The following is a 25,508-nucleotide window of genomic DNA, read 5'->3' as shown; positions in this document are numbered from 1 at the left end:
GTTAGGTCCGTAAAAAATACGTAAACGCGAGGCAAGGTTATGCCGTACTTTATGTGCGGATTTTTGAAGCCCGGGCTTTCAGAACAATGGCCAAGCCACCGATCACGGCGACGGCAGCAATCAGCATGCGTACGGAAAGGGGCTCGCTGAGTAGCAGCACGCCTGCTATTGCAGCCAGGATCGGTACGGAAAGCTGGAGTGATGCCGCCTGCATGGCGCCAAGCCCCCTCAATGCGCTATACCAGATAGCGTATCCGAGTCCGGAGGTGATGGCGCCCGACAATATCGCATATAGAGCTCCCGTTGCGTCCCAGCGAATCTGACCCACAAAGGGCAGTGCAAGCAGCAGCACCAGTGGGATCGAACGCAGGAAGTTATCAGCGGTTTCTGCCAAAGGATCCACAGCGCCCCTGCCCAGGAGTGAATAGGCGCCCCAGGCAAGCCCGGATAACAGCATTATCAGTGCGCTGCCCAGCGGTGGAGCCGTACTGCCGGGCAGCAGCAGGACGAGAACCCCCACCGTCGCCAGCACCAGTCCGGCTGTTGCTGCGGTGCTCAGTCGCTCGCCGCGAACAAGGCCGAAAGCCAGCATGCTTAACTGAACAGCGCCAAAGAGCAGCAGCGCGCCTGTGCCCGTATCCAGTTGTATATAGGCAAAGGAAAACGCGGCAGCATAGAGGGTCAGAGCCAGGGCACCTGCCCAGTTGCCGGATGCCGGCCGCGCCCGTTTGCGCAGGCCGACCAATAGCCAAAGTACTATTGCGCCGCTGACGATGCGAAGCACGGTAAAGCTGGCGGCATCGATCCCTGTATTGACCAGAGCCAGGCGGCAGAGCACCGAGTTGCCGGCAAACGCGAGCATGGCGATGCCAGCCAGAAACAAGGTGGGTAGCGGCCGCGCCGCCACCGCTGGCATTACGGCAGCTCGATGCGATCAGGGTGGATGACAATGCGGCCTTGCTTGAAAAGCCCGCCAATGGCCTTCTTGAAATTACCCTTGCTGACGCCGAACTGGCGGGTGATGACCTCGGGAGGGCTTTTATCGCTGACCGATAGTGAGCCGCCATTGGCTTCGAGCTTGTCCAGAATCTGTTGTTGCAGCGCATCGGCGGCTTCGGCGCCCACGGGTTGCAAGCTGAGGCTGATCTTTCCGTCCGGGCGAACTTCACGGATATACCCCTGCTCGCGCATACCGCCGCGCAGAAACTTGAAAGCCTCGTTCTTGTGAATCAGGCCCCAATGCTCGCCGTTGATGATCGCCTTGAATCCCAGGTCGGTCGTGCCGACGATCAGCAGGTCAACAGCCTGGCCGGTGGAGTAGCGGGCAGGGGTTTTATCCAGATGGCGGTCGAGATGCGCGGTAGCGGTAATGCGGCGGGTGTGTTTGTCGAGATAAAGGTAGACGACAACGTAGTCTCCCTCCTTGAGTGGACGCTTTTCCTCGGAGTGCGGCAGTAAAACATCCTTGGGCAGGCCCCAATCGAGAAACAGGCCAATCTTGTTGATCTCCTTCACCTTCAGGCTGGCAAACTCGCCGACCTGTGCCTTGGGAGTCTCGGTCGTGGCGATCAGCCGGTCTTCGCTGTCCAGATAAACGAAAACATTCAGCCAGTCTTCTTCTTCGGTTGGCTGATCCTTGGGGATATAGCGATTGGGCAGGAGAATCTCACCCTCCGCGCCGCCATCCAGGTATAGCCCGAAGCCCACGTGGCTGACAATCTGCAAACTGTTATAGCGCCCGATCAAGGCCATTGTGAAATCTCTCGATAAATAGCGGCAGTGTAACAGGCTGCTGCCATGTGGAAGAAAGATCGGGAAACAACCGGCATGGTGATCGGCTAGTCTGCATCGGCTTTAGCTGCTAGATTCTCCTATCGATCCATAAAGTCACGGCTAACGGCATCAGCACAGGACAGCAATTCCTATGGATGAAGAGCAAGACCCGTCTGGTATAGCGCCGTTGCTCATGGCTATTGCGCAGCAGGATCAGCAATCATTCGAGCAGCTGTACAGGCTCACCAGTGCCAAGCTCTTCGGCATCTGCAAGCGTATGCTGGTGCAGAGCAGTGATGCTGAGGATGTGCTCCAGGAGGTGTATCTGACGGTCTGGGCCAAGGCCTCCCAGTTTGATGCGCAGCGCGGCAAGCCGGACACCTGGTTGACTACCATCGCTCGTTCCAAATGTATCGACCGCTTGCGTCTGGGCGGCGTCGATCGACATACCGATCTGATCGATCTTGATCAGTTGCCGGAACCTGAGAAAATTGATCCGGTTGAATTTGCCAGTGATAAGCAGCGCTTGGATAACTGTCTCTCCAACCTGCAAAACCAGCATCGTACCGTGATCAGAACCGCGTTCTTGGATGGTTGTACCTACCATGATCTGGCAGCTCGGACTGGTGTGCCTCTGGGTACCATGAAAAGTTGGATTCGACGTGGCTTGATGAGCCTCAAGGCGTGCCTGGAGAAATGAAAAAGACACGAGATTTCACTGAAGATGACGATCTGCGCCTCGCAGAGTATGCCCTTGGCGTGCTTGAAGCAGATGAGCGCAGGTCCGTTGAAGCGCAGCTTGCAGTAGAGCCTGAATATAGCGAGCGCTTGGTCCAGTGGCATGCGCGCCTGGCTCCGATGCTGGAGGAGATCGCCGACCAAGCACCGCCGGAATACGTTTGGGCTCGGATCCGCGATAGTCTCGGCCACAATCCTCACCGCGATGCGGCACCTGAAGCAAGCGGCCGCCGCAGCGTCTGGGAGAGCCTGAACTTATGGCGCTGGTTCTCCGCTGGTAGCATTGCTGCTGCGATGGTCATGGCGCTGGTGCTGGTCGTAGTGCTCCCCCGCGAAGCTGATCTGCCGCCAATCGAAAGCACTCTGACCACGGCCCTGCAGTTGGAGAATGGCCAGGTTGTTTACACAGCAACCCTCGATGCCTCGCGTCGCAGTCTGGTAGTGGTGCCCGCGGCTGAGATTCAGCTGGAGGGTCGCGATGCGCAGCTCTGGCTGATTGCTGGCGATCTTCCTCCGCAATCGCTCGGGTTGCTCCCGGCGGACGGTGCGGTGCGTCTGGCTGTTCCGGAAGAGCTTATTGCCCTGGCCAGTGTAGATAGCGTGTTTGCCATCTCCCTCGAGCCGCCAGGTGGTTCGCCGACCGGACTGCCCACTGGTCCGGTGGTTGCCCAGGGTGTACTGGCGGATATCTGATCTGACACGAGCCCCGGTCTGATACACCAGGGCTCGCTTCTTCGTTTCACCTCGGGTCCATTCAGTAGTGGACCGATTCTCAACACATTACCTCAAAGGTTATTCCCCCATCGCCAACGGGATGAGTAACTGCTGTCTGAAATAAAATCGATTTTCCTGCATCCGTATCCTGACTCGTTGCGTAACTACATGGAGGTATACAAAAACAGACGAGAAGGAGCTTCACATGAATCGGCTTTACACGCGTTCCCTGCTGGCAAAATCAGTATTGGCCACGGCTGTACTTGGTGCCGCTGTCGGCTCGACAATCAGCCTGGCTTCCAGCCACCGCGAAGCGCCGTTTATCACTGAGGTGCCCAAGGTCGACGGCACTGATTTTTACATGTTTCGCAGTTATGAACTTGGCCGCGAAAACACGGTAACCATGATCGCCAATTACTTGCCCCTACAGGACGCTTACGGCGGACCAAATTATTTTGATCTGGATGGCAATGCGATCTACGAAATTCATATCGATAATAGCGGTAATGCCGAGGAAGACATTACCTTCCGCTTCAAGATGACAGACGTGAAGCAGGATCTGCAACTGGATGTTGGTGATGCGGGCAATACCCAGAAGGTGTCGGTGCCGTTGAAGAATATTGGCCCAATCGGACCCTCTGCCGACCAGACCGGCGCGGTGCAGACCAGGCAGACTTATGCACTCAGCGTTATTCGCGGTGATCGGCGTACAGGCACAGTCGACACAGTAATGAACGCCTTTGATCAGTCCAATACGTTTAACAAGCCGTTGGATAACATAGGCAACAAGTCGATCGGTGATTACGAAGCCTACGCCAACGACCATATCTACGATGCAATCATTCCCGGATGCAATGGCACAGCCCGAGTATTTGTAGGCCAGCGTCAGGAAGCATTTGCAGTCAATCTGGGCGAGATATTCGATCTGGTTAACACCAATCCGCTGGGCGGCCGCAATGCCGAAACCAACGATCTGGCAGACAAGAATGTTACCTCCCTGGCACTGGAAGTCCCCACCTCATGCCTGACCGGGACAGCTGCAAACAGTAATAGCCAGAAAGTCATCGGCGGATGGACGACCGCCAGTCTGAGACAGGCGCGGGTACTCAACCCACAACCAACATCCGATGGCAAAGGCGCGAGCATTCAGGGCGGCGCCTACACCCAGGTATCTCGACTGGGCATGCCTCTGGTGAACGAAGTGGTTATCGGCCTCAAGGACAAGGACGCATTCAACGCCAGCGAACCCAAGGATGACGGTCAATTTGCATCCTACGTAACGCATCCGACCTTGCCCGAATTACTGGAGATCCTGTTTCAGGGTACTGCGGTTGCTCCAAATCTGTTTCCGCGTACCGATCTGGTGACTGCCTTCCTCACCGGCGTCCCGGGAGTGAATCAGCCAACGGGTGTAGTGACCTCGGAGATGCTGCGTCTGAATCCCGAAATAGACGTGACCCGAGACGGCTTCCAGAACGATCTGGGCGTCCTCGGCAGTGATAATGCCGGTTTCCCCAATGGTCGTCGGCCGATTGATGATGTTGTCGACATATCTCTGCGGGTGGCGATGGGCGCGTTGATTGCCGATCCGAATGTTGCTCCCAATAACCAGGCGCCCTTTACCGATGGCGTTCAGGTTGATCCAGCCAGTCTGCAGTCATCCTTCCCTTACCTGAGCACGCCGCTGCCTGGCTCAATGAACTAAGGAGAGACTGACATGATCAAGACAATCTGTGTTTTAAGTCTCAGCGGCTTGATGCTGACCGGCTGCCTTAGCAGTGGTGGTGGAGGCGGAGGTAATGCGGGCGGTGGCGGCAATGATGGTGGTCAGGGTGCTCAGCCCGCTTCGTTTACCACTTTGGTCAAGGATATCTTTGCCGGGACCAGTGATACAGCCGAGCCGGTAGCCATCAATGACCTGGCGGTTACCTACGACGATCAGGAAGACGAAGGAGCGTTCGATGATCTGCTGGGCGAACCATAAAGGAGGCCGGGGCTTGCGCCCCGGCGTTTTTTTGCTGCTGGGTGTGATGGGAACACTTGGGCTACCGGTGGCTGGCTGGGCTAATACGGTCGGGACGGCGATCATCTCGCCCGAGCGCGATCTTGTTGTGCTCTCCAGGGAAGAAACCAAGGCGGCGGCCTCAGCAAGCTCAGCGTTGCCAGCGAGTCTGTTGTCCTCTGATGCTGCGGTAGAAAAGTTGCGAGCGCTTATAGAACTTTCTCGCGAGACCGGTAGCCCTCGACCTCTGGGCTTGGCGGTGGGGCTGCTTGATCGTCTGCCGCAGGAAGAGTGGACACCTGAAGTCTTGCTGATGCGGGCAACCATTCATCAGCGACTGCATCGATTCGATCAGGCTGAGGCAGACCTGGCCAAGGTGATCGAGGTCCAGCCGGATAACAGTCAAGCCTGGCTTACTCGCTACAGCATTGCGCTGGTTCGCAACGACCTTGAGGCGGCCGTGGTTGCCTGCAACAAACTAGGTCAACATCGATCCGGCCTGCTGGCGCAGAGCTGCGAGCAGGAGCTGGGAAGTTTTGGTGAGCAGCCCCTTGAATCCTTCGAGCGATTGCATCAAGCGCTTGCCGAGGCCAGTCGCGCCAGTGCTGCCGAGCGCGACTATGCGCTTGTTACGCTGGCTGAGATGGCGACGCGTCTTGATTTGCCCATGGCCGATGCGCTGTGGCAACGCAGTCTGCTGCAGAATCCGGATGACCTGTATCGACGCGGACGATATGCCGACTGGCTTTTGTCCGAGGGTCGTGACGTGAAAGCTGCTGACATCACGCGCGGATTCAACGATGTGGATACGCTTGCCGTGCTTCATGCCGTTGCCCTGACGCGTTTGAATCATCCCGATCGCGTTACCTTGATCGCAGAGCTGGAGGAGCGCTTCGCCGAGGCACATTGGCGCGGGGAGTTTCTCCACCAATGGGAGTACGCGCGCTTTCTGCTGGATGTGAAAGACGATGCAGCTGCGGCTTTCGAAGTAGCCAGCGCCAACTGGGAAACACAGAGGGCTCAGCCGGATCGTGATCTATTGGCCCGTGCTGCAAACGGTGCGGGCGAAACGGTAAATCTTGATTTGCCTATGCAAAACGGAGAAGCACCATTATGAAAATTGCACTCATCATGGTGTTTTTCAGCTTCTTCATCGCTGGTGGCGCCAATGCTCATAAGGCTAGCGACAGCTTTATCTACTGGCAGCCGCTTATAGAGGATGCTCCAGGTAGGCTGGATGTCGCCTTGATCGATCTGGCGCGTGCCGTACCGCTTGATAGTGATGGTGACGGACAAGTGCGCTGGGCTGAGGTGGTCGGCCGACAAGCCAGCGTGAAGAGCTATCTGAATTCGAAACTGGCGGTCATGTCTGGCGATCTGGAATGCCGAGTAGATTGGCGTATCGCTGGACTCACCAGACACAGTGACGGTAATTATCTGGCGCTGGAATTTCGCCCTGACTGTTTTGATGCGGCCATTGTTGCTTCGCAATTGCAGTACAACCTGTTCTTTGACCAGGACCCACTACACCGTGCCCTGGTCATGATTCGCTCCGACGAAAATGATCGTCTGACGGTTCTTGGACCAGACCAGAAAACCCTGTCATTTGCAGATACGCCCAGTGTCTGGCACACCGCTGTCGAATTCATCTGGGAAGGTATGGTGCACCTGTGGATCGGTTACGACCACATGCTGTTTCTACTGGCTTTGCTCCTACCGGCTGCCGTGCGGCGTGAAAAGGGTCACTGGGTGGTAGAGAACCGGCTGGGTGCGGCGGTGAAGGACGTGGCTTTGATCGTAACCGCCTTTACCGTCGCCCATTCGGTTACGCTGGTCATTGCTACCCTGGGTGTTGTCCGTTTGCCCATCGCCTGGGTGGAAACCTTTATCGCATTGTCCATCGTTGCGGCAGCGGTGAATATCGTATGGCCGTTTCTGGGGCACAGGCGGTATCTTGTGGGTTTCGGTTTTGGTCTGATCCACGGTTTCGGTTTTGCTAGCGTACTGGGCGACTTCATGAGTGATACGTCGTCGCGACTGGTCGCCCTGGCCAGCTTCAATGTCGGCGTTGAGCTGGCTCAATTGGCGGTAGTGCTGGCCGTGGTGCCGGTGATTTATCTGCTGCGTAACCAATGGGTCTATCAGCGAGTAGTTATGCCTGTTGGGGTGGCTGCCGTCGCCCTGACTGGCACTGTTTGGGCGTTGGAGCGAGTACCTCTCTAGGGTGCCTCGCTTTGCGAGCCCGGTTGTTGGCGACCGGTTAATCGAATGACGGTAAGCTCGGTGTCATTACGGGCTTGCCGGCTTCGTTCCAGGCGTCAAAACCGCCGCTGATGGATTGCACGTTCATGTAGCCCATCTGCTGCAGGGAGCAGGCAGCCAGTGCTGCACGGCCGCTGGTCTTGCAGTAGAGCACCAGCTTCAGATCGCGCGCCGACAACTCGGGCATATTACTGAGTTTGAACTCCAGCAGGCCGCGCGGAATGTGAATCGCTCCGGGTATATGTCCGGCGGCGAACTCATCACCTTCACGCACATCAATCAGTGCGTCCGCGTTGCGGATTGCCGCATCGGCTTGCTCTATCGAGACTTCCTGAATCTGGTCCTTGGCATCGGCTACCAGGTCGTGTGCGTTTTTCATGGGATTTCCCCCTTGGAGTTAACGGATGAATGGACAATGTGCGCTTGCTGCTTCAACGAATTCATGGTCATTTTTCACAGCACATTGAGTGGTATTTTCAGATAACGAGTGCCGTTATCTTCCGCGGGCGGCAAGTGCCCGGCCCGCATGTTGATCTGCACTGACGGTAATATCAGAGTTGGCATGCCAAGCGTTGCGTCGCGGTCGCTGCGCATGGTGACGAAGTCGGACTCATTGACACCCTCGTGGACGTGGACATTGTGCTCGCGTTCTTGCGCAACGGTGGTCTCGTAGAGAAAGTCATCCCTGCCGGGCGCCCTGTAGTCGTGACACATGAACAGGCGTGTTTCGTCGGGCAGAGCAAATAATCTATGGATCGACTGGTACAGCACCCGCGCGTCCCCGCCTGGGAAATCGCAGCGGGCGGTGCCGTAGTCGGGCATGAACAGAGTGTCGCCGACAAATCCTGCGTCGCCGATCAGGTAGGTCATGCAGGCTGGGGTATGGCCCGGGGTATGAATAGCGCGGGCTTGAATGTTACCTACCTGGAAGGTATCGCCATCCTTGAACAAGTGGTCAAACTGGGTGCCATCGGTGGCGAACTCGTCACCGACATTGAACAGCTTGCCGAAGGTCTTCTGCACGACGGTAATATGTTCACCTATGGCCAGGCGTCCGCCCACGGCTGCCTTCAGGTAGAGCGCAGCGGAGAGGTGATCAGCATGCACATGGGTTTCCAGCAGCCAGTCGACCTGCAGGCCCTGTTCGCGCACGTGGGTTATCAGGCGGTCGGCACTGTGATGAGATGTTCTTCCGGATGCTGGATCGTAGTCGAGTACGGAATCGATTATAGCGCAGCGTCTGGTTGCCGGATCCGTCACCACGTAGCTGTAGGTGAAGGTAGCCGGATCGAAGAAAGGTTCTACAAGGGGTTGCATGATCACACTCCATCACTAGGCTTGAATTTATCAATTAAGATAAATCATAACTGTTTTATGGTTATAACGTTATATCGATTAAGAATATAAAAGCGATGCGTATAGGGTGAGGCCACGGAGCCGGGCGTGCCGACCGGCTCCCCTTGTGCTATTACCGATTGGTCTGAGTCCCCCAGCTACCGCCCAGCGCCCGAAACAGATCAACCTCACTGGTCAACTGATTCAACCGATCGTTGATCAATTGCTGGCGCGCGGTGAAGAGCTGGCGCTGGGCATCAAGTAAAATCAAATAGCTGTCTACGCCGCTACGGTAACGGCGCTCGGCGATCTGGAAATAGTCTTCGCTGGCGCTCAGCAGGCGTTGCTGTGCGGCGACCTGATCCCGATAGGTTCCCCGTGCTGCAAGGCCGTCAGCAACTTCACTGAAGGCCATCTGGATGGACTTTTCATACTCGGCTACACGCACATCGCGAATGAGCTCGGCGTAGTTGAGGTTGGCCTGCAGGCGCCCGGCGCTGAAGATCGGCAGGCTGATACTGGGCGAGAAGTTCCAGTATTCCGAGCCGCTCTGAAACAGGTCGGACAACTGGTTGCTGGCGCTGCCGGCATTGGCAGTCAGGCTGATACTGGGGAAGAAGGCGGCCCGTGCGGCGCCGATATTGGCGCTGGCTCCGCGTAGCGCATATTCGGCCTGGACTATATCCGGGCGCTGCAACAAGACGTCTGAAGCCAGACCTACGGGTAGCTCGGCAAGCAGATCAGTCCCCAGCTCGATTTTTGCGGAGGGTAAAATCGAAACGCGCTGGCCAACCAGCAGGGCAAGGGCGTTGCGATCCTGCGCGACCAGCCGCTTGTAGGCGGCGAGACTACTGCGAGCAGTCTCGACCGCAGTGCGAGCCTGGGTCAGTTCGAGTGTCGAGGCAATACCCACATCGAAGCTGCGCTGGGTCAGGCGCAGGCTGTCTTCATAGGTCTGCAGGGTGTCCTGTGTAGTTTGGAGCAGTGCCTGATTGGCCTGCCAGCGCAGATAGCTATTGGCGACGCTGGCGATCAGGCTGACCTGCACGCCGCGTTGCGCCGCCTCGGTGGCCAGGTACTCCTCCAGTGCCTGCTGCTGCAGGCTGCCCACTCGACCAAACAGATCGATCTCCCAGGCTACGCCCAGAGTCGCGCTGTACTGGCTGTTAATCCCACTTTGCGTGTTGCCATTGAGGCCTGCGGGTGTATGCGTGCGACTACCGCTGCCATTGGCGCTAAGACTGGGCAATCCGTCAGCTCGCTGGATACGGTAGAGCTCGCTGGTAGCAGCCACATTCAGCACGGCTACACGCAGGTCTCGATTGTTTTCCAGTGCCACCTCTATCAGTTCACGCAACTGTGGATCACGGAAGAAACTCTGCCAGGCCAGTGGCGCTGCGCCCGATTGGGCCGGGACGGTCTCGTAGGCTTCGCCTGTCGGCCAACTGTCGGCCACTGGCAGGGCCGGGCGCTGATACGCCGGGATCATTGAACAGCCAGCGAGTGCTGCAGTCAGCGCGCTGCAGATTAACAGGCGCTTCATGGGGTGATCTCCCTGGTGCTCTGGTCGGCATCATCGGTCTGGTTCTTCTTGGCACCATACATCGATGAAACCATCACGAAGAACAGGGGCACCCAGAATATTGCCAGCACCGTCGCCGTGATCATACCGCCGATCACGCCGGTACCGATGGCGTGGGAACTGCCCGCACCCGCGCCACTGGCCAGCGCCAGGGGTACGACGCCGAGGGTGAACGCGAGCGATGTCATGATGATCGGGCGCAGACGCATGCGGCAGGCTTCTACCGCTGCGTCGAACAGACTCATGCCTTTCTCGTGAAGGTCCTTGGCGAATTCGACGATAAGAATCGCGTTTTTCGCGGTCAGCCCCACCGTGGTCAGAAGTCCGACCTGGAAGAACACATCGTTGGTCAGCCCGCGGCCAAGCGTGGCTATCAAGGCGCCAATGACACCCAGTGGCACTACCAGCATCACTACCAGCGGAATCGACCAGCTTTCATACAGTGCGGCCAGACAGAGGAACACTACGAGCAGGGACAGCGCATAGAGCATGGGCGCCTGATCACCGGAAATACGTTCCTCGTACGAAAGCCCTGTCCACGCGACGCCGACGCCCTGTGGCAACTTCTGAGCGATTTCCTCAATCGCTGCCATAGCGTCGCCGGTGCTGTAGCCGGGGGCAGCTTCGCCCATGATTTCCATAGCGGCAACACCGTTGTATCGCGAGAGCTTGGGTGAACCGTAAACCCACTCACCACTGGCGATGGCGTTGAAGGGCACCATGTCACCGCTGTCGTTGCGCACATACCATTTGCCCAGATCCTCCGGACCCATACGAGCGCTTGCTTCGCCTTGCATGTAAACCCGCTTGACCCGGCCGCGGTCGATAAAGTCGTTGACGTAGCTGGAGCCCCAGGCAATGGACTGGGTGTTGTTCACTTCACTCAGTGATACGCCGAGCACGCGCGCTTTTTCATCATCTATGGTCAGTTGATACTGCGGTTCATCCTCCAGCCCGTTGGGGCGCACGGCCATCAGTGCTGGGTGTTGCGCGGCCATCCCGAGCAACTGATTGCGTGCCTGCATCAGCGTGTGGTGGCCTACTCCAGCATTGTCCTGCAGGTACAGGTTGAAGCCCGTCGCGTTACCCAGCTCCATCACTGCCGGCGGTGCAAAGGCGAAAACCATCGCGTCGCGGTAGGTATCGAATTTCGTCTGGGCCCGTTCGGCCAGGGCAAATACGCTCTGGCCCGGTTCTGTGCGCTCATCCCATGGTTTCAGACCAATAAAGGCCATGCCCGAGTTCTGTCCGCGTCCTGCGAAGTTGAAGCCTGTGACGGTAAATACCGAGTTGACCACATCGCTTTCCTCCTCCAGCAGGTAATCGCGCATCTTGTCGACAGTCTGTTGCGTGCGTTCTGCGGTGGAGCCGGCCGGTGTCTGCACCTGGGCAAAGAGTACGCCCTGGTCTTCATCTGGCAGGAACGCGGAAGGAATACGGGCAAAGAGCACTGCCATGATCGCGACGATCACGACATACAGAAGCAGGTAAGGCGTCTTGCGCTTGAGCATGCTGGCGACACCGCGCTCGTAGCGACCGACTCCGCGGTCGAAGGTACGGTTGAACCAGCCAAAGAAGCCGCGCTTTTCATGCTGACCACCCTTGGGGATCGGCTTGAGCAGGGTTGCGCACAGCGCCGGGGTAAAGATCAGCGCCACCAGGACCGACAGTGTCATCGCTGAAGCAATGGTGATCGCAAACTGACGGTAAATCACGCCGGTGGAACCGCCGAAAAACGCCATAGGTACGAATACCGCCGAGAGCACCAGGCCGATGCCGACCAGCGCACCCTGGATCTGATCCATGGACTTGCGCGTGGCCTCCAGCGGCGACAGGCCTTCCTCGGACATGACCCGCTCGACGTTTTCGACCACCACGATGGCATCATCCACCAGCAACCCGATGGCCAGTACCATGGCGAACATGGTCAGAATATTGATGGTGAAGCCGAATGCCGAGAGCACGCCAAAAGTCCCGAGAATAACCACCGGCACTGCCAGCGTAGGGATCAGGGTTGCACGGAAGTTCTGCAGGAACAGGTACATCACCAGGAATACCAGAACCACGGCTTCGAGCAGTGTGTGTACCACACCGGTGATCGATGCAGACACTACCGGCGCGGTTTCGTAGGGGTATTCAATTTTCAGGCCGGGCGGGAAGAACGGCTCCAGATCGGAAATGGTCTGCTTGACCCCCTTGGCGGTATCCAGTGCGTTGGCCCCGGTGGCCAGCTTGATCGCCAGGCCGGATGCCGGCAGCCCGTTGTACCGTGCCGAGATGTTTGCGTTCTGTGCGCCCAGTTCAACCCGGGCGACATCTTTCAGGCGGACCTGGGAGCCGTCCGGGTTGGCCTTGAGCAATATTTCGCGAAACTGCTCAGGGCTCTGCAGGCGGGTCTTGCCGATAATGGTTGCGTTCAGCTGTTGCCCGGGTACGGCCGGCAAGCCGCCGAACTGACCGGATGAGATCTGCACGTTCTGCGCCCGGACCGCGGTACTCACATCGCCGGGGGTCAGCTTGAAGTTGTTCAGTTTTGCCGGGTCCAGCCAGATGCGCATCGCATAGGGCGCGCCGAACACCTGAAAGTCACCCACGCCCTCGCTTCGGGAGATGGGATCTTGCAGGTTGGAGATGATGTAGTCGGCCAGATCGTCGCGGTTCATGCTGCCATCGGTTGAAACTACCCCGATTACCATCAGGAAGTTTCTGACCGATTTGGTTACCCGTATGCCCTGTTGCTGGACCTCCTGGGGTAACAGCGGTGTGGCCAGTTGCAACTTGTTCTGTACCTGCACCTGGGCGATATCCGGATCCACGCCCTGGTCAAAGGTAACGGTGATTTCCATGCTGCCGTCGGAGTTACTGGTCGAGCTGATATAGCGCAGACCATCAATACCGTTGAGCTGCTGTTCGATCACCTGGACCACGGTGTCCTGAACCGTTTGCGCAGAAGCGCCGGGATAACTGACGGAAATGCCCACTGCGGGCGGCGCAATGCTCGGGTACTGGTTGACGGGCAGGCTGAGCACCGACAGCCCGCCGGCCAGCATGATCACCAGGGCTATCACCCAGGCGAAGATCGGACGGTCAATAAAGAAGCGTGGCATGGGGATTATCCTTCCTGTCCGGCAGTAGAAGCCGGTTCAGCGACGTTGCCAGCGGGTACAGGCTTGACCTTGGCACCGGGTTGCACGAACTGCAGCCCCTCGGTAATCAGTCGGTCGCCATCATCGAGCCCCTCACTGATCAGCCAGCGATTGCCGACGGTGCGTTCAGTACGTACTTCTCGCAGCTCAACTACATTGTCGGCGTTGACTATCAACGCGGTGGCCTGGCCCCGGGGAGTGCGGGTAATGCCCTGCTGTGGCGCCAGAATGGCTTCGCTTCGCGTGCCTGCAACCAGTTGGGCATGCACGAACATGCCTGGCAGCAGACCATTATCAGGGTTTGGGAACACCGCGCGCAGGGTTACCGAGCCGGTACCCGCGTCCACCGATACTTCCGAGAACTCCAGCGTGCCCTCGTGCGGATAGGCGCTGCCGTCTTCCAATTGGAGTGTGACCTGGGCGGCGTTATTGCCAACCTTCTGCAGGCGGCCCTCTTCGAGATCACGACGCAGGGCCAGCAGATCACGTGCAGGCTGGGTTACATCCACATAGATGGGATCGAGTTGTTGGATGGTCGCCATGGCAGCATCCTGACCATCGGTCACCAGAGCGCCCTCGCTAACGGCCGAACGGCCAATACGGCCATTGATCGGCGCTCTGACCTGGGTGTAGCGCAGGTCAATCTGGGCACGCTCCAGGGCTGCCTGGGTTTGCAGGCTGGCTGCCCGCGCCTCATCGTAGGCCTGGCGACTCACTGCCTGATCCTGGATCAATTGTTTATATCGATCGCTCAGCGAAGTGCTCGACAGGTTTGCCGCTTTCGCACTGTTCAGCGCGGACTGATAAACCGAGTCGTCTATCTGATACAGCTGCTCACCCGCCTTGACCTCGCTCCCCTCGGTGAACAAGCGTTTTTCGATGATGCCATCTACCTGGGGTCTTACTTCGGCGATGCGAAAGGGCGCGGTGCGGCCGGGCAGATCGGTAGTCAGTTCAAAGGGTTCGGCGACCAGAGTAACCACCCCGACTTCCGGTATCTGCTGCGCCTGGGCTTGCTCAGGTGCTGCGCTTGTCTGGTTTTCACAGGCGCTTAACAGGGCGAGCAGGGCCAATAGTGGAAATAGCGCGGAACGCGCGATGGCAGGATGGGGCATGACGGAATCCTCGGGAAATGCTGTGCTTGTTTCTGTGGTCGGTACGCCTGTTGGGCGGAGTACAGGGATGACCAGATTGACGGGCAATATACTTACATTCATGAATGTTTGTAAGTGAGATTAACATTAGTTAACATAAACGGCACTCACGGACCTGCCGAAGCAGGCCCTATGATTCTCGAAGCTGATTGGGTGAAATGGCGAATGGTCAGGCGAACAAAAGAGGAAGCGCAGGAGACCCGTAGTGACATTCTCACTGCGGCGGAGCTGTGCTTTTACCGCAAGGGTATTTCACGTACATCATTGTCGGAAATTGCTGCCGCTGCAGGCGTGACCCGGGGCGCAATTTACTGGCATTTTAAGGACAAGTCCGAGCTGGTAGGCGCATTGCTCGAGCGGGTAAATATGCCCCTGCAGCCACTCAGTGAAGCGAGCCGCAACCCTCAGGAACCAGACCCCATAGGACGCCTGCGTGAACTGCTGATCAAAATGTTCCAGCGCGCAGGCAGCGATCCTGAAGTGCGTCGCGTCGGCGAGATACTGTTCCACAAATGCGAGTACACCGAAGACCTGGGCAATCTGCGCCAGTGGATGCAGGATTTTCGCCGGGAATACGACCACAATATCGAGCTGAGTCTGCGCAATGCAATAACCAAAGGGCAATTGCCCGAAGACCTCGACCTGCCGGTTGCCAGTCGCTGTGTGCATGCATTTATCACCGGTATGCTGGACCAGTGCCTGCTGGTGCCCGAAGGCCTGGATCTGGACGCCAAGGCAGAAACCCTGGCTGACAGTATTCTGGATATGTTGCGCCTTAGTCCGGCTTTGCGCGCGCCATGAGGCGCCGCTTCTCCCGTTACAATAGGATCAGTTGAGCCCGAGCACGCAGTTCTATTGGCGGATATACTGCCGGGCGTGCAGGCGTGTTCACAGCAGCTGCCGCTTTTTATGGTTTTCTGGTAAGGAATGTCCGTGACCGCTTCACTCAAGAAAAAATTTCCCCGCGGGATATCTCCCGTCGGTATAGCCGTTTTGATGGCTGTCGTGTTGATCGTATGGCTGCTACTGGGTGATTGGCGCAGTGCCAGTGACGAGGCGCCCATGGCTCAGCAAGTGCCCGCGCAGAAGGTGCATCAGGTTGAAACCCGCTGGTCACAAGCGCAACCGATAACACGCGAGCAGGTGCTGCAGGGCCAGCTGCAACCCTGGCAACAGGTACGGGTAATGGCCCAGGTGACAGGCCGGGTTGCACAAATACTCAAGCAGCAGGGTGAGCAGGTTACCGCGGGCGAACCCTTGCTGCTGCTCTCCGATGAAGGTCGGGGTCAGGAGCTGGAGCAGGCCAGAGCCATTTTTCGTCTACGGCAGAAGGAGCTGGCCAGTGCGCGCAAGCTGAGGGCGTCCAACTACGTTACCGAGACGGAAATAATCCGTCTGGAGGGTGAGGTGGCCAGGGCGCAGGCGGATCTGAGCGCTGCGCAGCTGGCAGTGGAGTACAACCGCCCAGTAGCTCCCTTTGATGGCGTAGTCGACCGCCGTTACGTTGAGATCGGCGAGCTGGTGCAGCCGGGTGCCGAGCTCATGTCGGTTGTCAACGTAACGCAGTTGAAGGGTACCGCCCAGATTCCCCAGCAGGATGCACACAAGGTCGAAGAGGGTCAGCCGGTCATCATCCGCTTGCTTGATGGCCGCGAGTTGTCCGGTGAGGTGCGATTCGTCAGCCTCGCAGCCGACCCGCAGACCCGCAGCTTCTACGTCGAGGTGGAGGCGGATAATCCTGAGCTTTGGCGCGTTGCAGGGGGTAGTGCCACGCTGCGTATCCAGTTGGCCCCCGTGCTTGCGCATCAGCTGTCGCCCGCTCTGCTCAAGCTTGGGCCGGATGGGAGTCTGGGTGTTCATGCGGTTGATGATGAAGGCAGGGTGGTCAATTACTCCGTCGAGGTTGTTTCCATTACCGATGAAGGCGCGACCGTTGCGGGTTTGCCAACGAACGTGCAAATCATTACCCAGGGGGCGGGGTTCGTTGATCCCGGCCAGGTAGTGGACACTCTGGTTGTCCCGGTCGGCGACGATGCCAAGGATCCAGATATGGTCGAGTCTCAGCCACTGCCCGGCATGGGGGCGGCTGAATGAGCGAGCTGATTCATGCAGCGATAGACCGTAGTAGGGCTGTCATTGTATTGCTGATCTTCCTGCTGGTAGGCGGTCTGGTTGCCTACAACGCGATCCCCAAGGAAGCCAATCCAGACGTTGCCATTCCGATGATGTACGTATCGATGACCCTTGACGGGATCAGTCCGGAAGACGCGGAGCGCCTTCTGGTGCGGCCGATGGAGCATGAATTGCGCTCCCTGGAAGGGGTCAAGAAGATGACTTCGGTATCCAGTGAGGGTCATGCCTCGGTGATGCTGGAGTTCGATGCCGGGTTCAACGCCGACAAGGCGCTGACCGATGTGCGCGAAAAGGTGGATCTGGCACGCAGCAAGCTCCCTGGCGAAGCCGACGAGCCCACGGTAAACGAAATCAATGTCGCGCTGTTCCCGGTGATGTCTATCGGTCTTGCCGGCCCGGTGGCGCAGGGTGAGCTGGTTTTTATTGCCCGCGAGCTCCAGGAGAATATCGAAGCGATCCCTGAAGTACTCGAAGTGGAGATTGGCGGCGACAGGGAAGATCTGCTGGAGATTGTCGTGGATCCCCAGGCCCTTGAAAGCTACGGTCTGGATTACATGCAGCTGTTCAACCTGGTTTCCAATAACAACCGGTTGGTCGCGGCAGGTAGTCTGGATACCGGCGAGGGACGCATGTCGATCAAGGTGCCGGGGGTGATCGAGAACCTCGATGATGTGCTGAACATGCCCGTCAAGGTAGACGGCGACACGGTGGTTACCTTCGCCGATGTGGCAACTATCAATCGTGGCTTCAAGGACCCCCTGGGCTTCGCACGCATCAACGGTCAGCCGGCCATGGTACTGGAGGTCAAGAAGCGCGCGGGGGCCAACATTCTATCGACGACCGAACAGGTTCGTACTCTTATAACTGCGGCCAGCGAGCGGTTCCCCGACGGGATGGAAGTGCACTACATCATGGATGAGTCCACCCAGGTGGAAACGATGTTGTCGGACCTGCTCAACAATGTGCTTACTGCTGTAGTACTGGTGCTGATTCTGATTGTTGCCACCATGGGCATGCGCTCCGCCTTACTGGTGGGTATCACCATTCCCGGTGCTTTTCTGGCTGCCATTCTGGTGCTGTATCTGATCGGTTTCACGATGAACATTATCGTCCTGTTCGCGCTGATTCTGGTCGCCGGTATGCTGGTCGATGGCGCTATTGTGGTGAGCGAGCTTGCCGACCGTAATCTCGCCGAAGGCCAGGCGCCCAGCCAGGCCTGGGGTAACGCCGCGGAGCGAATGGCCTGGCCGATCATCGCCTCCACCGCGACCACTATTGTGGTCTTCGGCCCCCTGCTTTTCTGGCCTGGTGTGGTGGGTCAGTTCATGCGTTACCTGCCAGCCACCGTGATTATTGCCTTGCTGGCCTCGCTGCTCATGGCGCTGATCTTTCTGCCGGTACTCGGCTCGTTGAAGCGGCATCAGCCCGCTGCCCCGCAAGCCAGCCCAAGTCGCACTGGCAAGGCCTACGGTAGGTTGTTGGCCAGACTGCTGCGGCGGCCTGGACTGACCTTCGGGGGCATGATGTTGATCCTGGTGCTGATCTTCATTGCCTACGGTGCTTTTAATCATGGCGTAGAGTTTTTTCCGGAAGTGGAGCCCGAGTCAGCCCAGGTGCTGGTGCGCGCACGCGGCGACTTGTCGATCTACGAGCGTGACGGCCTGGTAAAACAGGTTGAGCAACGCTTGCTTGGTCTGTCCGAAGTGAAAGCGCTGTATGCGCGATCCATGGTGTCGGCGGGTAATCAGTTGCCACCGGATGTGGTGGGCACACTGCAGTTCCAGTTCACCGACTGGGATGAACGCCGTCGTGCCAACGCCATTCTCGATGAGATGCGCGAACTGACCGCGGATGTGCCTGGCGTCATTCTCGACTTCCGCAAACAGGAAGGCGGCCCTGCCGCGGGCAAACCGATCGAGCTTCAGGTCACAGGTCCGCAGCAGGACGCCATTGATGCGGCAGTCGATATGTTGGTTGCCAAGATGAACAGCCTCGGTGGCTTTGTGGATATCGAGGATGATCGCAGTCTTCCGGGTGTTGAATGGCGGGTCAATGTGGATCGCGCTGCCGCCGCCCGTTTTGGCGCGGACGTGCTGACAGTGGGTAATGCGGTACAAATGGTCACTAACGGCTTGCTACTGGCCAAGTACCGCCCCGAATACGCCAGCGACGAAGTGGACATCCGCGTGCGCTTTCCCCAGGACTGGCGCTCGGTCGGGGAGCTCACGCGCTTGACTGTGCAGACGCCCAAGGGCCAGGTGCCGATCAGCAACTTTGTTACCGTAGAGCCTGCGCCCAAGACCAGTGTCATCAATCGTATTGACGGCAGCCGAGCGGTGACAATCAAGTCTGACCTGGTTCCCGGCGCTCAGGTAGGGGAGCGCCTCAAGGCGCTGCTGCAAAGCGACCTGGAATTGCCGGTGGGAATTCGTGTGAATACGGCGGGCGAGGGTGCTGATCAGCAGGAGGCGGCCAGTTTCCTGGGTACGGCGTTCGTGGTTGCGATCTTCCTGATGCTGTTAATTCTGCTGGTGCAGTTCAATAGTTGGTACCAGGCCATGCTGGTCATGTCCGCCATCATATTTTCCACCGCAGGCGTTCTGATGGGGCTGCTGATCAACAGTCAACCGTTCGGTATCGTGATGGTCGGGATGGGCATCATTGGCCTGTCGGGCATTGTGGTGAACAACAACATCGTACTGATTGATACCTACAACCAGATCCGTGCCGCTGGGGCCTCGGCCTACGACGCGGCCTGGGAAACCGGTTGCCTCAGGCTGCGCCCGGTATTGCTCACATCGATCACTACAGTCCTGGGTCTGATGCCCATGGTGCTGGCCGTTAATGTCAATCTGCTGGAGCCAAGTCTTGGCTTCGGCGCACCCTCCACGCAATGGTGGACTCAACTTTCCAGTGCCATCGCAGGCGGCCTGACCATAGCCACATTCCTGACATTGTTCATCACCCCTTGCATGCTGGTATTGGGAGATAACACACGGGCCTGGTTTGCGGCGCGGCGGACGGTGAAGACGGTGGATAACCAGGCCAACTCCCATGTTTGAAATCCAGCACCTTGATCCGCAACTTTATCGTCAGCAGACGCGCAAGAGCACGTTAGTGGTAGTGGTGATTTTTGCCGCGTTGGCAATGTCGTTTTCGGCGCTCGCGGTCGCCCTGTTCGGCAGCCCGGAGGGCAGTAATTTTCGCTGGAATCTGGGCGGAGTGCTGTTGGGTGTAGCCATCACGCTTGTGCTGATGCGCTCGGTTTTCTGGAGCCAGAGCTGGATGCAGCCAGCCGTATATGGCTGGCAACTCAAACGCAGCCTGATGAGCGTTACCAATGTTATGCACCGGGTGGAGGCAGGCGTGCTAGCGGGTTCGCCAGAGGCGATGAAATTGCTGCGGTTCTATCATCTGGGCCAGGTGGAAATGCACCGGCTTGATGGCCATCCCCAGGCAGCAGATGACCTCAGCGGCCCGATGGAAAAGCACCGCCAGGCGATGATCAAGATGGGCCTTGAGCCCGACCAGTATCGCCTGGACCCAGCATGGTTGGAACGCCTGCGGCAAAAGCCCGACCCTTCGGTCTGAACGCAAGAGCGGGCTTTGCGCTGACGCTCAACTCCCTGTCTTGATCCGTGTCCAGCTCCCGGTACGTACCCGTTCCGCTGCCATGGGCAATGGCTACAGGGTGTAGCCGGGCCTGCACTTTCTGGAGCGGATAGGCGCCCGGCTTGTTTCTCAGCGCCTCGTTGACCGGCGGCGTAGGAGACCTCGTTGCTGATGCTGGCCGCCACCTCGGGCCTCAATATGAAGTTGATGAAAGCGTGGGCCTGTTCTGGATTGGGCGCATCCGCCGGGATCGCCATCAGATCGAACCACACCTGGGTGCCCTCCTTGGGAATGCGATATTCGATATTCACGCCGTTGCCGGCTTCGCTGGCCCGTGCGTTGGCTTGCAGAATGCTGCCGGACTAGGCGACCGCCACGGAGAGTCACCTGATCCCAATTACCTTTAGAGGGGGTAATCGTCCTCTCGCCCGCGGTGGGGGAACCACGGCTGCTTAGCGAGCAAATTATTCTCCTGAGATCCTATATCAAGTTGCTTTTCAACCATTTCAGCTCAGTACGAGCGTGACAGCCCCTCATACAACGAGGGCCTTTACGTCTTTGAGGGATGCTCGCCCCCCTGCAAACAGACTTTCGATTTTACCGTTAGCGCCAATATGCAAACGCACGTTGATAAGGCTAGGTGAGGCCGGTGACATCCACTGCCCTTGCTCAAGCACAAACGCCTGTTTATCGAGGCCGACATGCTCCCGCAGGTAACACGCCAACGGGCCGGCCGCCATGCCCGTTGCGGATTCTTCCTGAATCCCATACCGGGGCGCGAACATACGCGCTCCTGCATCTCGTCCATCTCCAACACCATCGAAGGAAAATACATAAAGCCCGATCAGATCCAGAGCGTCACTGAGCTCTTCAATCAACGCAAAATCTGGTTCGAGACCCTGGATCACATCTGCGTCGCGAATACCGACGACGACAAAACTGTTGCCCGTATTCACCAGTGTCGGACTTGCGCCGGCGATGAGATCGGCGCTGTTTATCCCGAGCGATCGTAGCACCAACTGATGATGGTCATCAGTGAGCGGCTCATAACGAGGCGCTTTTTGCTCCATATACGCTGACTCATGCACTATTTTGATGGATCTGCATCCATCAATGGTCTCTTTGGAGGAGTCATCGCTTGTCAGCAGGCCGTTCTGACTCAGGTAGCTGAATGTAGCGATCGTCGCATGGCCGCAGTGAGCGATCTGCTGAGTGGGCGTAAAGAATTCCAGTTTTATGTCTGCAAGATCAGACGCAGACACAAACGCCGTTTCCGACAAGCCGACGGCTGCGGCGATCATCTGTTTTTGTTCAGAGCTAAACCGCTCTGCATCCAACACAACTCCTGCCGGGTTGCCGCCGGAATCGCCGTCAACAAAAGCACTCACGATCGGGACTTCAATTTTCATGGCCGGTGCTTGAGCACCTTTGCTAGTAATCGCGTCGAGTGACATTTGATGTTCCTCTGGTGGTTGGTGTCCCTTCATTCTTCCAACGTTCCGCACATGGAACAAACGGATAAAATTCGGCTATGCTTAATTAAAACTTAACCATAGACAGAATAGAGCCCGTGCAAAAATTACCTCCATTAAGGGCATTACAAGCATTTCGGTACGCTGCTAGAGAACTAAGCTTCAAGTCGGCGGCTGAGGCCCTGAACATTTCCCAGGCAGCCGTCAGCAGCCACATTCGTGGCCTGGAGGATTTTCTAGGGTTGAAACTTTTTGTTCGTCTAACCCGTGAAGTGAGATTGACGCATGAAGGCAGAGCGCTTTCAGGGTATGTGGAGACGGGCTTTCAGGCGTTGGAAAGAGGTATAGCGCTATTTGCGCCAGACTCCAATCCCGGGCGACTGACCGTGGCAACGGTGCCATCTTTTGCCAGTCGGTGGTTAGTGCCTAGAATTGATTCGTTTCAGAAAGCTCACCCTGAGCTCCAGCTAAGCCTTCAACCCAATCTACAGTTGGTTGGTTTTCAGGGTGATGGCGTGGATCTAGCGATACGGTATGGCAGCGGTAATTACCCTGGGCTCGAGTCCAGGCTACTGCTCGAAGAAAAACTACTGCCGGTGTGTCACAGCATGCTTACTGATAGTGAACCTGTGACGCCTGAGAGCCTGGTAAAACTTCCGTGGCTTATCGATGAATCAATCGACATGGACAGCTCGTGGAGGGCGTTTCAGGAAGCACTCGGCATTGAAATACCTGACAGTTCCATAACACTTCGAGTGACCGAGGGAACGACGCTTGTCGAGGCTGTGCTTGCCGGCAGAGGTATTGCGCTGATGCGATACAGCCTTGTTGCCGATCTCCTTAAAGCCGGCTTGCTTCAGAGTCCGATCGAAATTTCGGTCCCGGCAGAATACCAGTACTACCTGGTTGCACCAGAAGCGAAATTTCGCACGGGCAAGGTTCGCACATTTGTATCGTGGATTTTCGGAGAAGTAGGTTATTAATCACTCAGATTCATTTTGGCTAACTGGAATGGAAGCAATTTTCTTTCATTAGCTAGCGTTCGAATATCGAGCTCATGAAAGAGGCTTTCACTGAGATATTCGTATGTCCTTAGATAATCAAACCCATACTTTCCCACCTCATATCGATTCGATAAGATAATAATTTTCCTGATCCCTGCCATACGAATTACCATATAACAGAGTGCGCAAGGCTCTCCTGAAGCAATTAGAGTTGCCCCTTCCAATGAGAGGTCTTTTTCATTCCTTGAAGCCTCCCTTATCGCCTGGATTTCAGCGTGTGCGGTGCAGTCCAGATGCTTGGCGACTTGATTTACACCTTTGCCAATGAGGTCCCCATTTTGATTGAGAATAATTGCCGAAAACGGCAAGCCATCTGCATTAACACTGCTGACAGCCAAATCAATGGCGATTTCTGCACACTCCATGAGACGTCCTTCCGAAATAGCGTCACACATCAGCGATCTCAGTATTCGAAGATGGACTCAGGTTTGAAACGCTTAGTTCGAGGGCAATACTTTCGGCTCGATGCCTGGCATTAGCCACTGACGTCCGATGCCTCTCGTCACCAAATTCCTGGTATTCGGCGGCAATTTCGTAGACTGTGTCCACTCCGAGATACTTACTTAGAGTCCGCAGGTGTGGCGCCAAGTGACCAGATTCTTCTCGTATTCCGCCTTTTTCAAAACCGAACTCCCCGCTGGAAGTGACTATGACCAATATCTTGCCTGAGAGTAGAGGCTGTAAAGGGAAGTCTCCCCGTGAGAGATCAAAGTCAAACGTTTTGTCGATGCGCACGATTTGATCGAACCAGGCCTTCAGCTGAGCAGGCATGCCATAGTTATACATTGGTGAGGAAATCAAGATGACATCGGCTTTGGCTACCTCCGCTATCAGCGTATCGGATAGTGCCAGTCTCTCTCTCTGTGCTGGGGTCCTCTTTTCCTCAGGGGTAAACACTGCGCCAATCCAATCTTGTGTAATGAAATCAGGTGGATTCACTCCAACGTCACGATAAATATAGTCATCATCGGGCCGCTTCCGTTGCCAAGTCTCGATAAATCGACGAGCGATGTTTTTCGATATGGAGTCATGATCTGGGTTCGGGTTGTTTGCCGCTCTCACGCTTGAGTCGATGTGCAATAGAGTGCTCATTGTCTTTACCTCGGTTGATGAATAACAGGTGCTATTTTGTGAGCCTTTGGAGACCGGAACAAACGAAAAGAGTGCACTTGCAGATGAGTTGAACTCATCTAAAATAGTCAGGATCTGGTGGCAAATTCGGAGATTACCGTGCAGGTATCGTTACAAGCGCTGAAAGCCTTTGAGTCGGCTGCCCGTCTGGGGACCTTTAAGTTGGCTGCAAAGGAGCTCTCACTGACGCCAACCGCTATTTCACACCACATCAGCAACCTGGAAGGTCGGTTAAATGTAAGTTTGTTTCATCGGCAGGGAAGACGGATATCACTCACCGGAACAGGTTCAAGATTGGCTAAAGCCACCTCGGAAGGATTTCGAAAAATTGATGGTGCGCTGGAGGAGGTGATGAAGGCTGGCAGTGCTGTCAGGGTGACGACAACATCATCCTTGGCAGCCATGGTGCTGATCCCTTCCCAGAACGACTTTGAGCAATCCAATCCAGATATTTCTATCGAAATTTCGACAGGCGAGACCGTTGACAGTCAACCGTATATTATTCCAATTCGCTTTGGCGATGTTTCATTAGTTAAGTCGTCTGACATCATCAGATCCGAGTCTTTTAATGTGTTTGGCGCTTATGGAATGCAGTCCCCGGCATGGTCAGATGAACCCATTACCCTTTTTACAACGGAGTGGAAAAATAGATCGTTACCGGACCCTCCACTAACCGCGTGGTTGGAAACAAACGGACTGGCGGGGGCTGACATTAAACTCAAAAAATTTGATCAAGAGCTTTTTGGGATTCAGCAAGCCATGGCAGAAAATGGACTTGTGTTCTGTTCTACGACACTCACTAGAAAACTGTTAAAAGCTAAACTTCTGAAGCAATTTGAAACCCGGCCGGCTGCGTCAGACCTTTGCTACTACGTACCAAATAAGGGCAGCTTCGAAACGAGAGGTGCCGTCAGATTTTTAAACTGGATTGAGCATATTTTAAACCAGTAGTCCGCACGCATACCTGGTCCTCGGCGGTCAGCCCGGTGGACCTAGCCGTGAAGCAGTATGCGCCGTGCTAAGCCATTCGCGGCGGGGCCGGCGCTCCCACCAGGATCAACACCTACGCTGCGAGGCAATCAGCCGCCCCCTTTGGTCAAAACCGCGCACCGAAACTCCAACTAGGTATTTGGGTCAGATTGAACTGACACCGGTTTTTTCTGACCCAGGTTTTTGATGCCGGCTGAGTTTGAGCTTATGGCTGAGGCGATAAAAACCATGGTTGGCATCGTGGCGGAACCAACGACAGGAGCGGTTTGATATGTCGATAATACGGACAGATGAGCAGGCGGATGCTCAGGAAATATTGAAGTCGGTCTTGAAGACTGCCCACTTTTGTCAATGGCCATTAATTTTGACCCACTTTTGGCCAATAAAATTGACCCACTTG

The 25,508-nt window shown here is 56.6% G+C and carries 23 protein-coding genes and 1 pseudogene; 12 read left to right on the top strand and 12 right to left on the bottom strand.

The window, feature by feature from the left end; genetic code table 11:
* Window positions 1–49: 49 nt before the first annotated feature.
* A complete protein-coding gene (locus AAC076_RS11360; protein ID WP_339845673.1) occupies window positions 50–916 on the bottom strand; it encodes a DMT family transporter in 867 nt (288 codons plus the stop codon).
* Window positions 916–1,752, bottom strand: a complete 837-nt coding sequence (locus AAC076_RS11355) for a S1-like domain-containing RNA-binding protein (protein WP_339845671.1) — start codon at window positions 1,750–1,752, stop codon at window positions 916–918. Before AAC076_RS11355 ends, AAC076_RS11360 begins: the two co-directional genes overlap by 1 nt.
* Before the next feature lie 172 nt (window positions 1,753–1,924).
* Between AAC076_RS11355 and AAC076_RS11350 the strand changes: the two genes are divergently transcribed.
* From AAC076_RS11350 to AAC076_RS11325, 6 genes are all read left to right on the top strand, one after another.
* Window positions 1,925–2,473 (top strand): sigma-70 family RNA polymerase sigma factor, encoded by a 549-nt coding sequence (locus AAC076_RS11350; protein WP_339845669.1) that lies wholly within the window; start codon window positions 1,925–1,927, stop codon window positions 2,471–2,473.
* Window positions 2,470–3,204: an anti-sigma factor gene (locus tag AAC076_RS11345; RefSeq protein ID WP_339845666.1), complete on the top strand. Its 735-nt coding sequence runs from the start codon at window positions 2,470–2,472 to the stop codon at window positions 3,202–3,204. Before AAC076_RS11350 ends, AAC076_RS11345 begins: the two co-directional genes overlap by 4 nt.
* A gap of 226 nt (window positions 3,205–3,430) precedes the next feature.
* Window positions 3,431–4,930 (top strand): DUF4331 domain-containing protein, encoded by a 1,500-nt coding sequence (locus tag AAC076_RS11340; protein WP_339845664.1) that lies wholly within the window; start codon window positions 3,431–3,433, stop codon window positions 4,928–4,930.
* A gap of 12 nt (window positions 4,931–4,942) precedes the next feature.
* Window positions 4,943–5,209: a hypothetical protein gene (locus tag AAC076_RS11335; protein ID WP_339845661.1), complete on the top strand. Its 267-nt coding sequence runs from the start codon at window positions 4,943–4,945 to the stop codon at window positions 5,207–5,209.
* Window positions 5,210–5,222: 13 nt separating this feature from the next.
* A complete protein-coding gene (locus tag AAC076_RS11330; RefSeq protein ID WP_339845660.1) occupies window positions 5,223–6,344 on the top strand; it encodes a hypothetical protein in 1,122 nt (373 codons plus the stop codon).
* Window positions 6,341–7,450 (top strand): HupE/UreJ family protein, encoded by a 1,110-nt coding sequence (locus tag AAC076_RS11325; RefSeq protein ID WP_339845658.1) that lies wholly within the window; start codon window positions 6,341–6,343, stop codon window positions 7,448–7,450. The genes AAC076_RS11330 and AAC076_RS11325 overlap by 4 nt, the downstream gene beginning before the upstream one ends.
* Window positions 7,451–7,487: 37 nt before the next feature.
* On the opposite strand, the gene AAC076_RS11320 is transcribed toward AAC076_RS11325, so the two are convergent.
* The 5 genes from AAC076_RS11320 to AAC076_RS11300 all read right to left on the bottom strand — a co-directional run bounded on the left by AAC076_RS11320 (window position 7,488) and on the right by AAC076_RS11300 (window position 14,667).
* Entirely contained in the window at window positions 7,488–7,868 is a 381-nt protein-coding gene (locus AAC076_RS11320; RefSeq protein ID WP_339845655.1) for a rhodanese-like domain-containing protein, read from the bottom strand.
* 74 nt (window positions 7,869–7,942) lie between these two features.
* Complete coding sequence (locus AAC076_RS11315; protein ID WP_339845653.1) at window positions 7,943–8,806, bottom strand: MBL fold metallo-hydrolase; 864 nt, start codon at window positions 8,804–8,806, stop codon at window positions 7,943–7,945.
* A 151-nt stretch (window positions 8,807–8,957) separates the two neighbouring features.
* Entirely contained in the window at window positions 8,958–10,367 is a 1,410-nt protein-coding gene (locus tag AAC076_RS11310) for an efflux transporter outer membrane subunit (RefSeq protein WP_339845650.1), read from the bottom strand.
* Window positions 10,364–13,513 carry an efflux RND transporter permease subunit gene (locus AAC076_RS11305; protein ID WP_339845647.1) on the bottom strand — a complete coding sequence of 1,050 codons (3,150 nt, stop codon included), beginning with the start codon at window positions 13,511–13,513 and terminating at the stop codon, window positions 10,364–10,366. The genes AAC076_RS11310 and AAC076_RS11305 overlap by 4 nt, the downstream gene beginning before the upstream one ends.
* A gap of 5 nt (window positions 13,514–13,518) precedes the next feature.
* Entirely contained in the window at window positions 13,519–14,667 is a 1,149-nt protein-coding gene (locus AAC076_RS11300) for an efflux RND transporter periplasmic adaptor subunit (protein WP_339845645.1), read from the bottom strand.
* A gap of 204 nt (window positions 14,668–14,871) precedes the next feature.
* Between AAC076_RS11300 and AAC076_RS11295 the strand changes: the two genes are divergently transcribed.
* From AAC076_RS11295 to AAC076_RS11280, 4 genes are all read left to right on the top strand, one after another.
* Window positions 14,872–15,507 (top strand): TetR family transcriptional regulator, encoded by a 636-nt coding sequence (locus AAC076_RS11295; RefSeq protein WP_339845777.1) that lies wholly within the window; start codon window positions 14,872–14,874, stop codon window positions 15,505–15,507.
* 132 nt (window positions 15,508–15,639) lie between these two features.
* Window positions 15,640–16,800, top strand: a complete 1,161-nt coding sequence (locus AAC076_RS11290; RefSeq protein ID WP_339845644.1) for an efflux RND transporter periplasmic adaptor subunit — start codon at window positions 15,640–15,642, stop codon at window positions 16,798–16,800.
* Window positions 16,797–19,901, top strand: a complete 3,105-nt coding sequence (locus AAC076_RS11285) for an efflux RND transporter permease subunit (RefSeq protein ID WP_339845643.1) — start codon at window positions 16,797–16,799, stop codon at window positions 19,899–19,901. The genes AAC076_RS11290 and AAC076_RS11285 overlap by 4 nt, the downstream gene beginning before the upstream one ends.
* Window positions 19,894–20,430 carry a DUF3087 domain-containing protein gene (locus tag AAC076_RS11280; RefSeq protein WP_339845640.1) on the top strand — a complete coding sequence of 179 codons (537 nt, stop codon included), beginning with the start codon at window positions 19,894–19,896 and terminating at the stop codon, window positions 20,428–20,430. The genes AAC076_RS11285 and AAC076_RS11280 overlap by 8 nt, the downstream gene beginning before the upstream one ends.
* Window positions 20,431–20,633: 203 nt before the next feature.
* Here the strand turns inward: AAC076_RS11280 and AAC076_RS11275 are convergent.
* A pseudogene (locus tag AAC076_RS11275) lies at window positions 20,634–20,762 on the bottom strand (extracellular solute-binding protein); the annotation flags it as partial.
* A gap of 222 nt (window positions 20,763–20,984) precedes the next feature.
* Entirely contained in the window at window positions 20,985–21,905 is a 921-nt protein-coding gene (locus AAC076_RS11270) for a PhzF family phenazine biosynthesis protein (RefSeq protein WP_339845637.1), read from the bottom strand.
* Between the two features lie 116 nt (window positions 21,906–22,021).
* Between AAC076_RS11270 and AAC076_RS11265 the strand changes: the two genes are divergently transcribed.
* Window positions 22,022–22,906 (top strand): LysR substrate-binding domain-containing protein, encoded by an 885-nt coding sequence (locus AAC076_RS11265; protein WP_339845635.1) that lies wholly within the window; start codon window positions 22,022–22,024, stop codon window positions 22,904–22,906.
* Here AAC076_RS11265 and AAC076_RS11260 read toward each other — a convergent pair.
* Together AAC076_RS11260 and AAC076_RS11255 are read right to left on the bottom strand one after the other, a co-directional pair.
* The gene (locus AAC076_RS11260) at window positions 22,903–23,382 is read right to left on the bottom strand and encodes a nucleoside deaminase (RefSeq protein ID WP_339845632.1); all 480 of its coding nucleotides are present in this window, start codon (window positions 23,380–23,382) and stop codon (window positions 22,903–22,905) included. The two genes, AAC076_RS11265 and AAC076_RS11260, sit on opposite strands and share 4 nt — an antisense overlap.
* Complete coding sequence (locus tag AAC076_RS11255; protein WP_339845630.1) at window positions 23,375–24,079, bottom strand: NAD(P)H-dependent oxidoreductase; 705 nt, start codon at window positions 24,077–24,079, stop codon at window positions 23,375–23,377. The genes AAC076_RS11260 and AAC076_RS11255 overlap by 8 nt, the downstream gene beginning before the upstream one ends.
* Before the next feature lie 138 nt (window positions 24,080–24,217).
* Here AAC076_RS11255 and AAC076_RS11250 point away from each other — a divergent pair, with 138 nt between their 5' ends.
* Window positions 24,218–25,069, top strand: a complete 852-nt coding sequence (locus AAC076_RS11250; RefSeq protein WP_339845628.1) for a LysR family transcriptional regulator — start codon at window positions 24,218–24,220, stop codon at window positions 25,067–25,069.
* Between the two features lie 170 nt (window positions 25,070–25,239).
* On the opposite strand, the gene AAC076_RS11245 is transcribed toward AAC076_RS11250, so the two are convergent.
* A partial coding sequence (locus AAC076_RS11245) for a hypothetical protein (protein WP_339845625.1) occupies window positions 25,240–25,508 on the bottom strand: 269 nt, incomplete at its 5' end.

The sequence above is a fragment of the uncultured Halopseudomonas sp. genome, assembly GCF_963977355.1.
In the GTDB taxonomy this organism is placed as follows: domain Bacteria; phylum Pseudomonadota; class Gammaproteobacteria; order Pseudomonadales; family Pseudomonadaceae; genus Halopseudomonas.
Note: the sequence above shows the minus strand (reverse complement) of the source record. Positions and strands in the feature narration are given on the sequence as shown.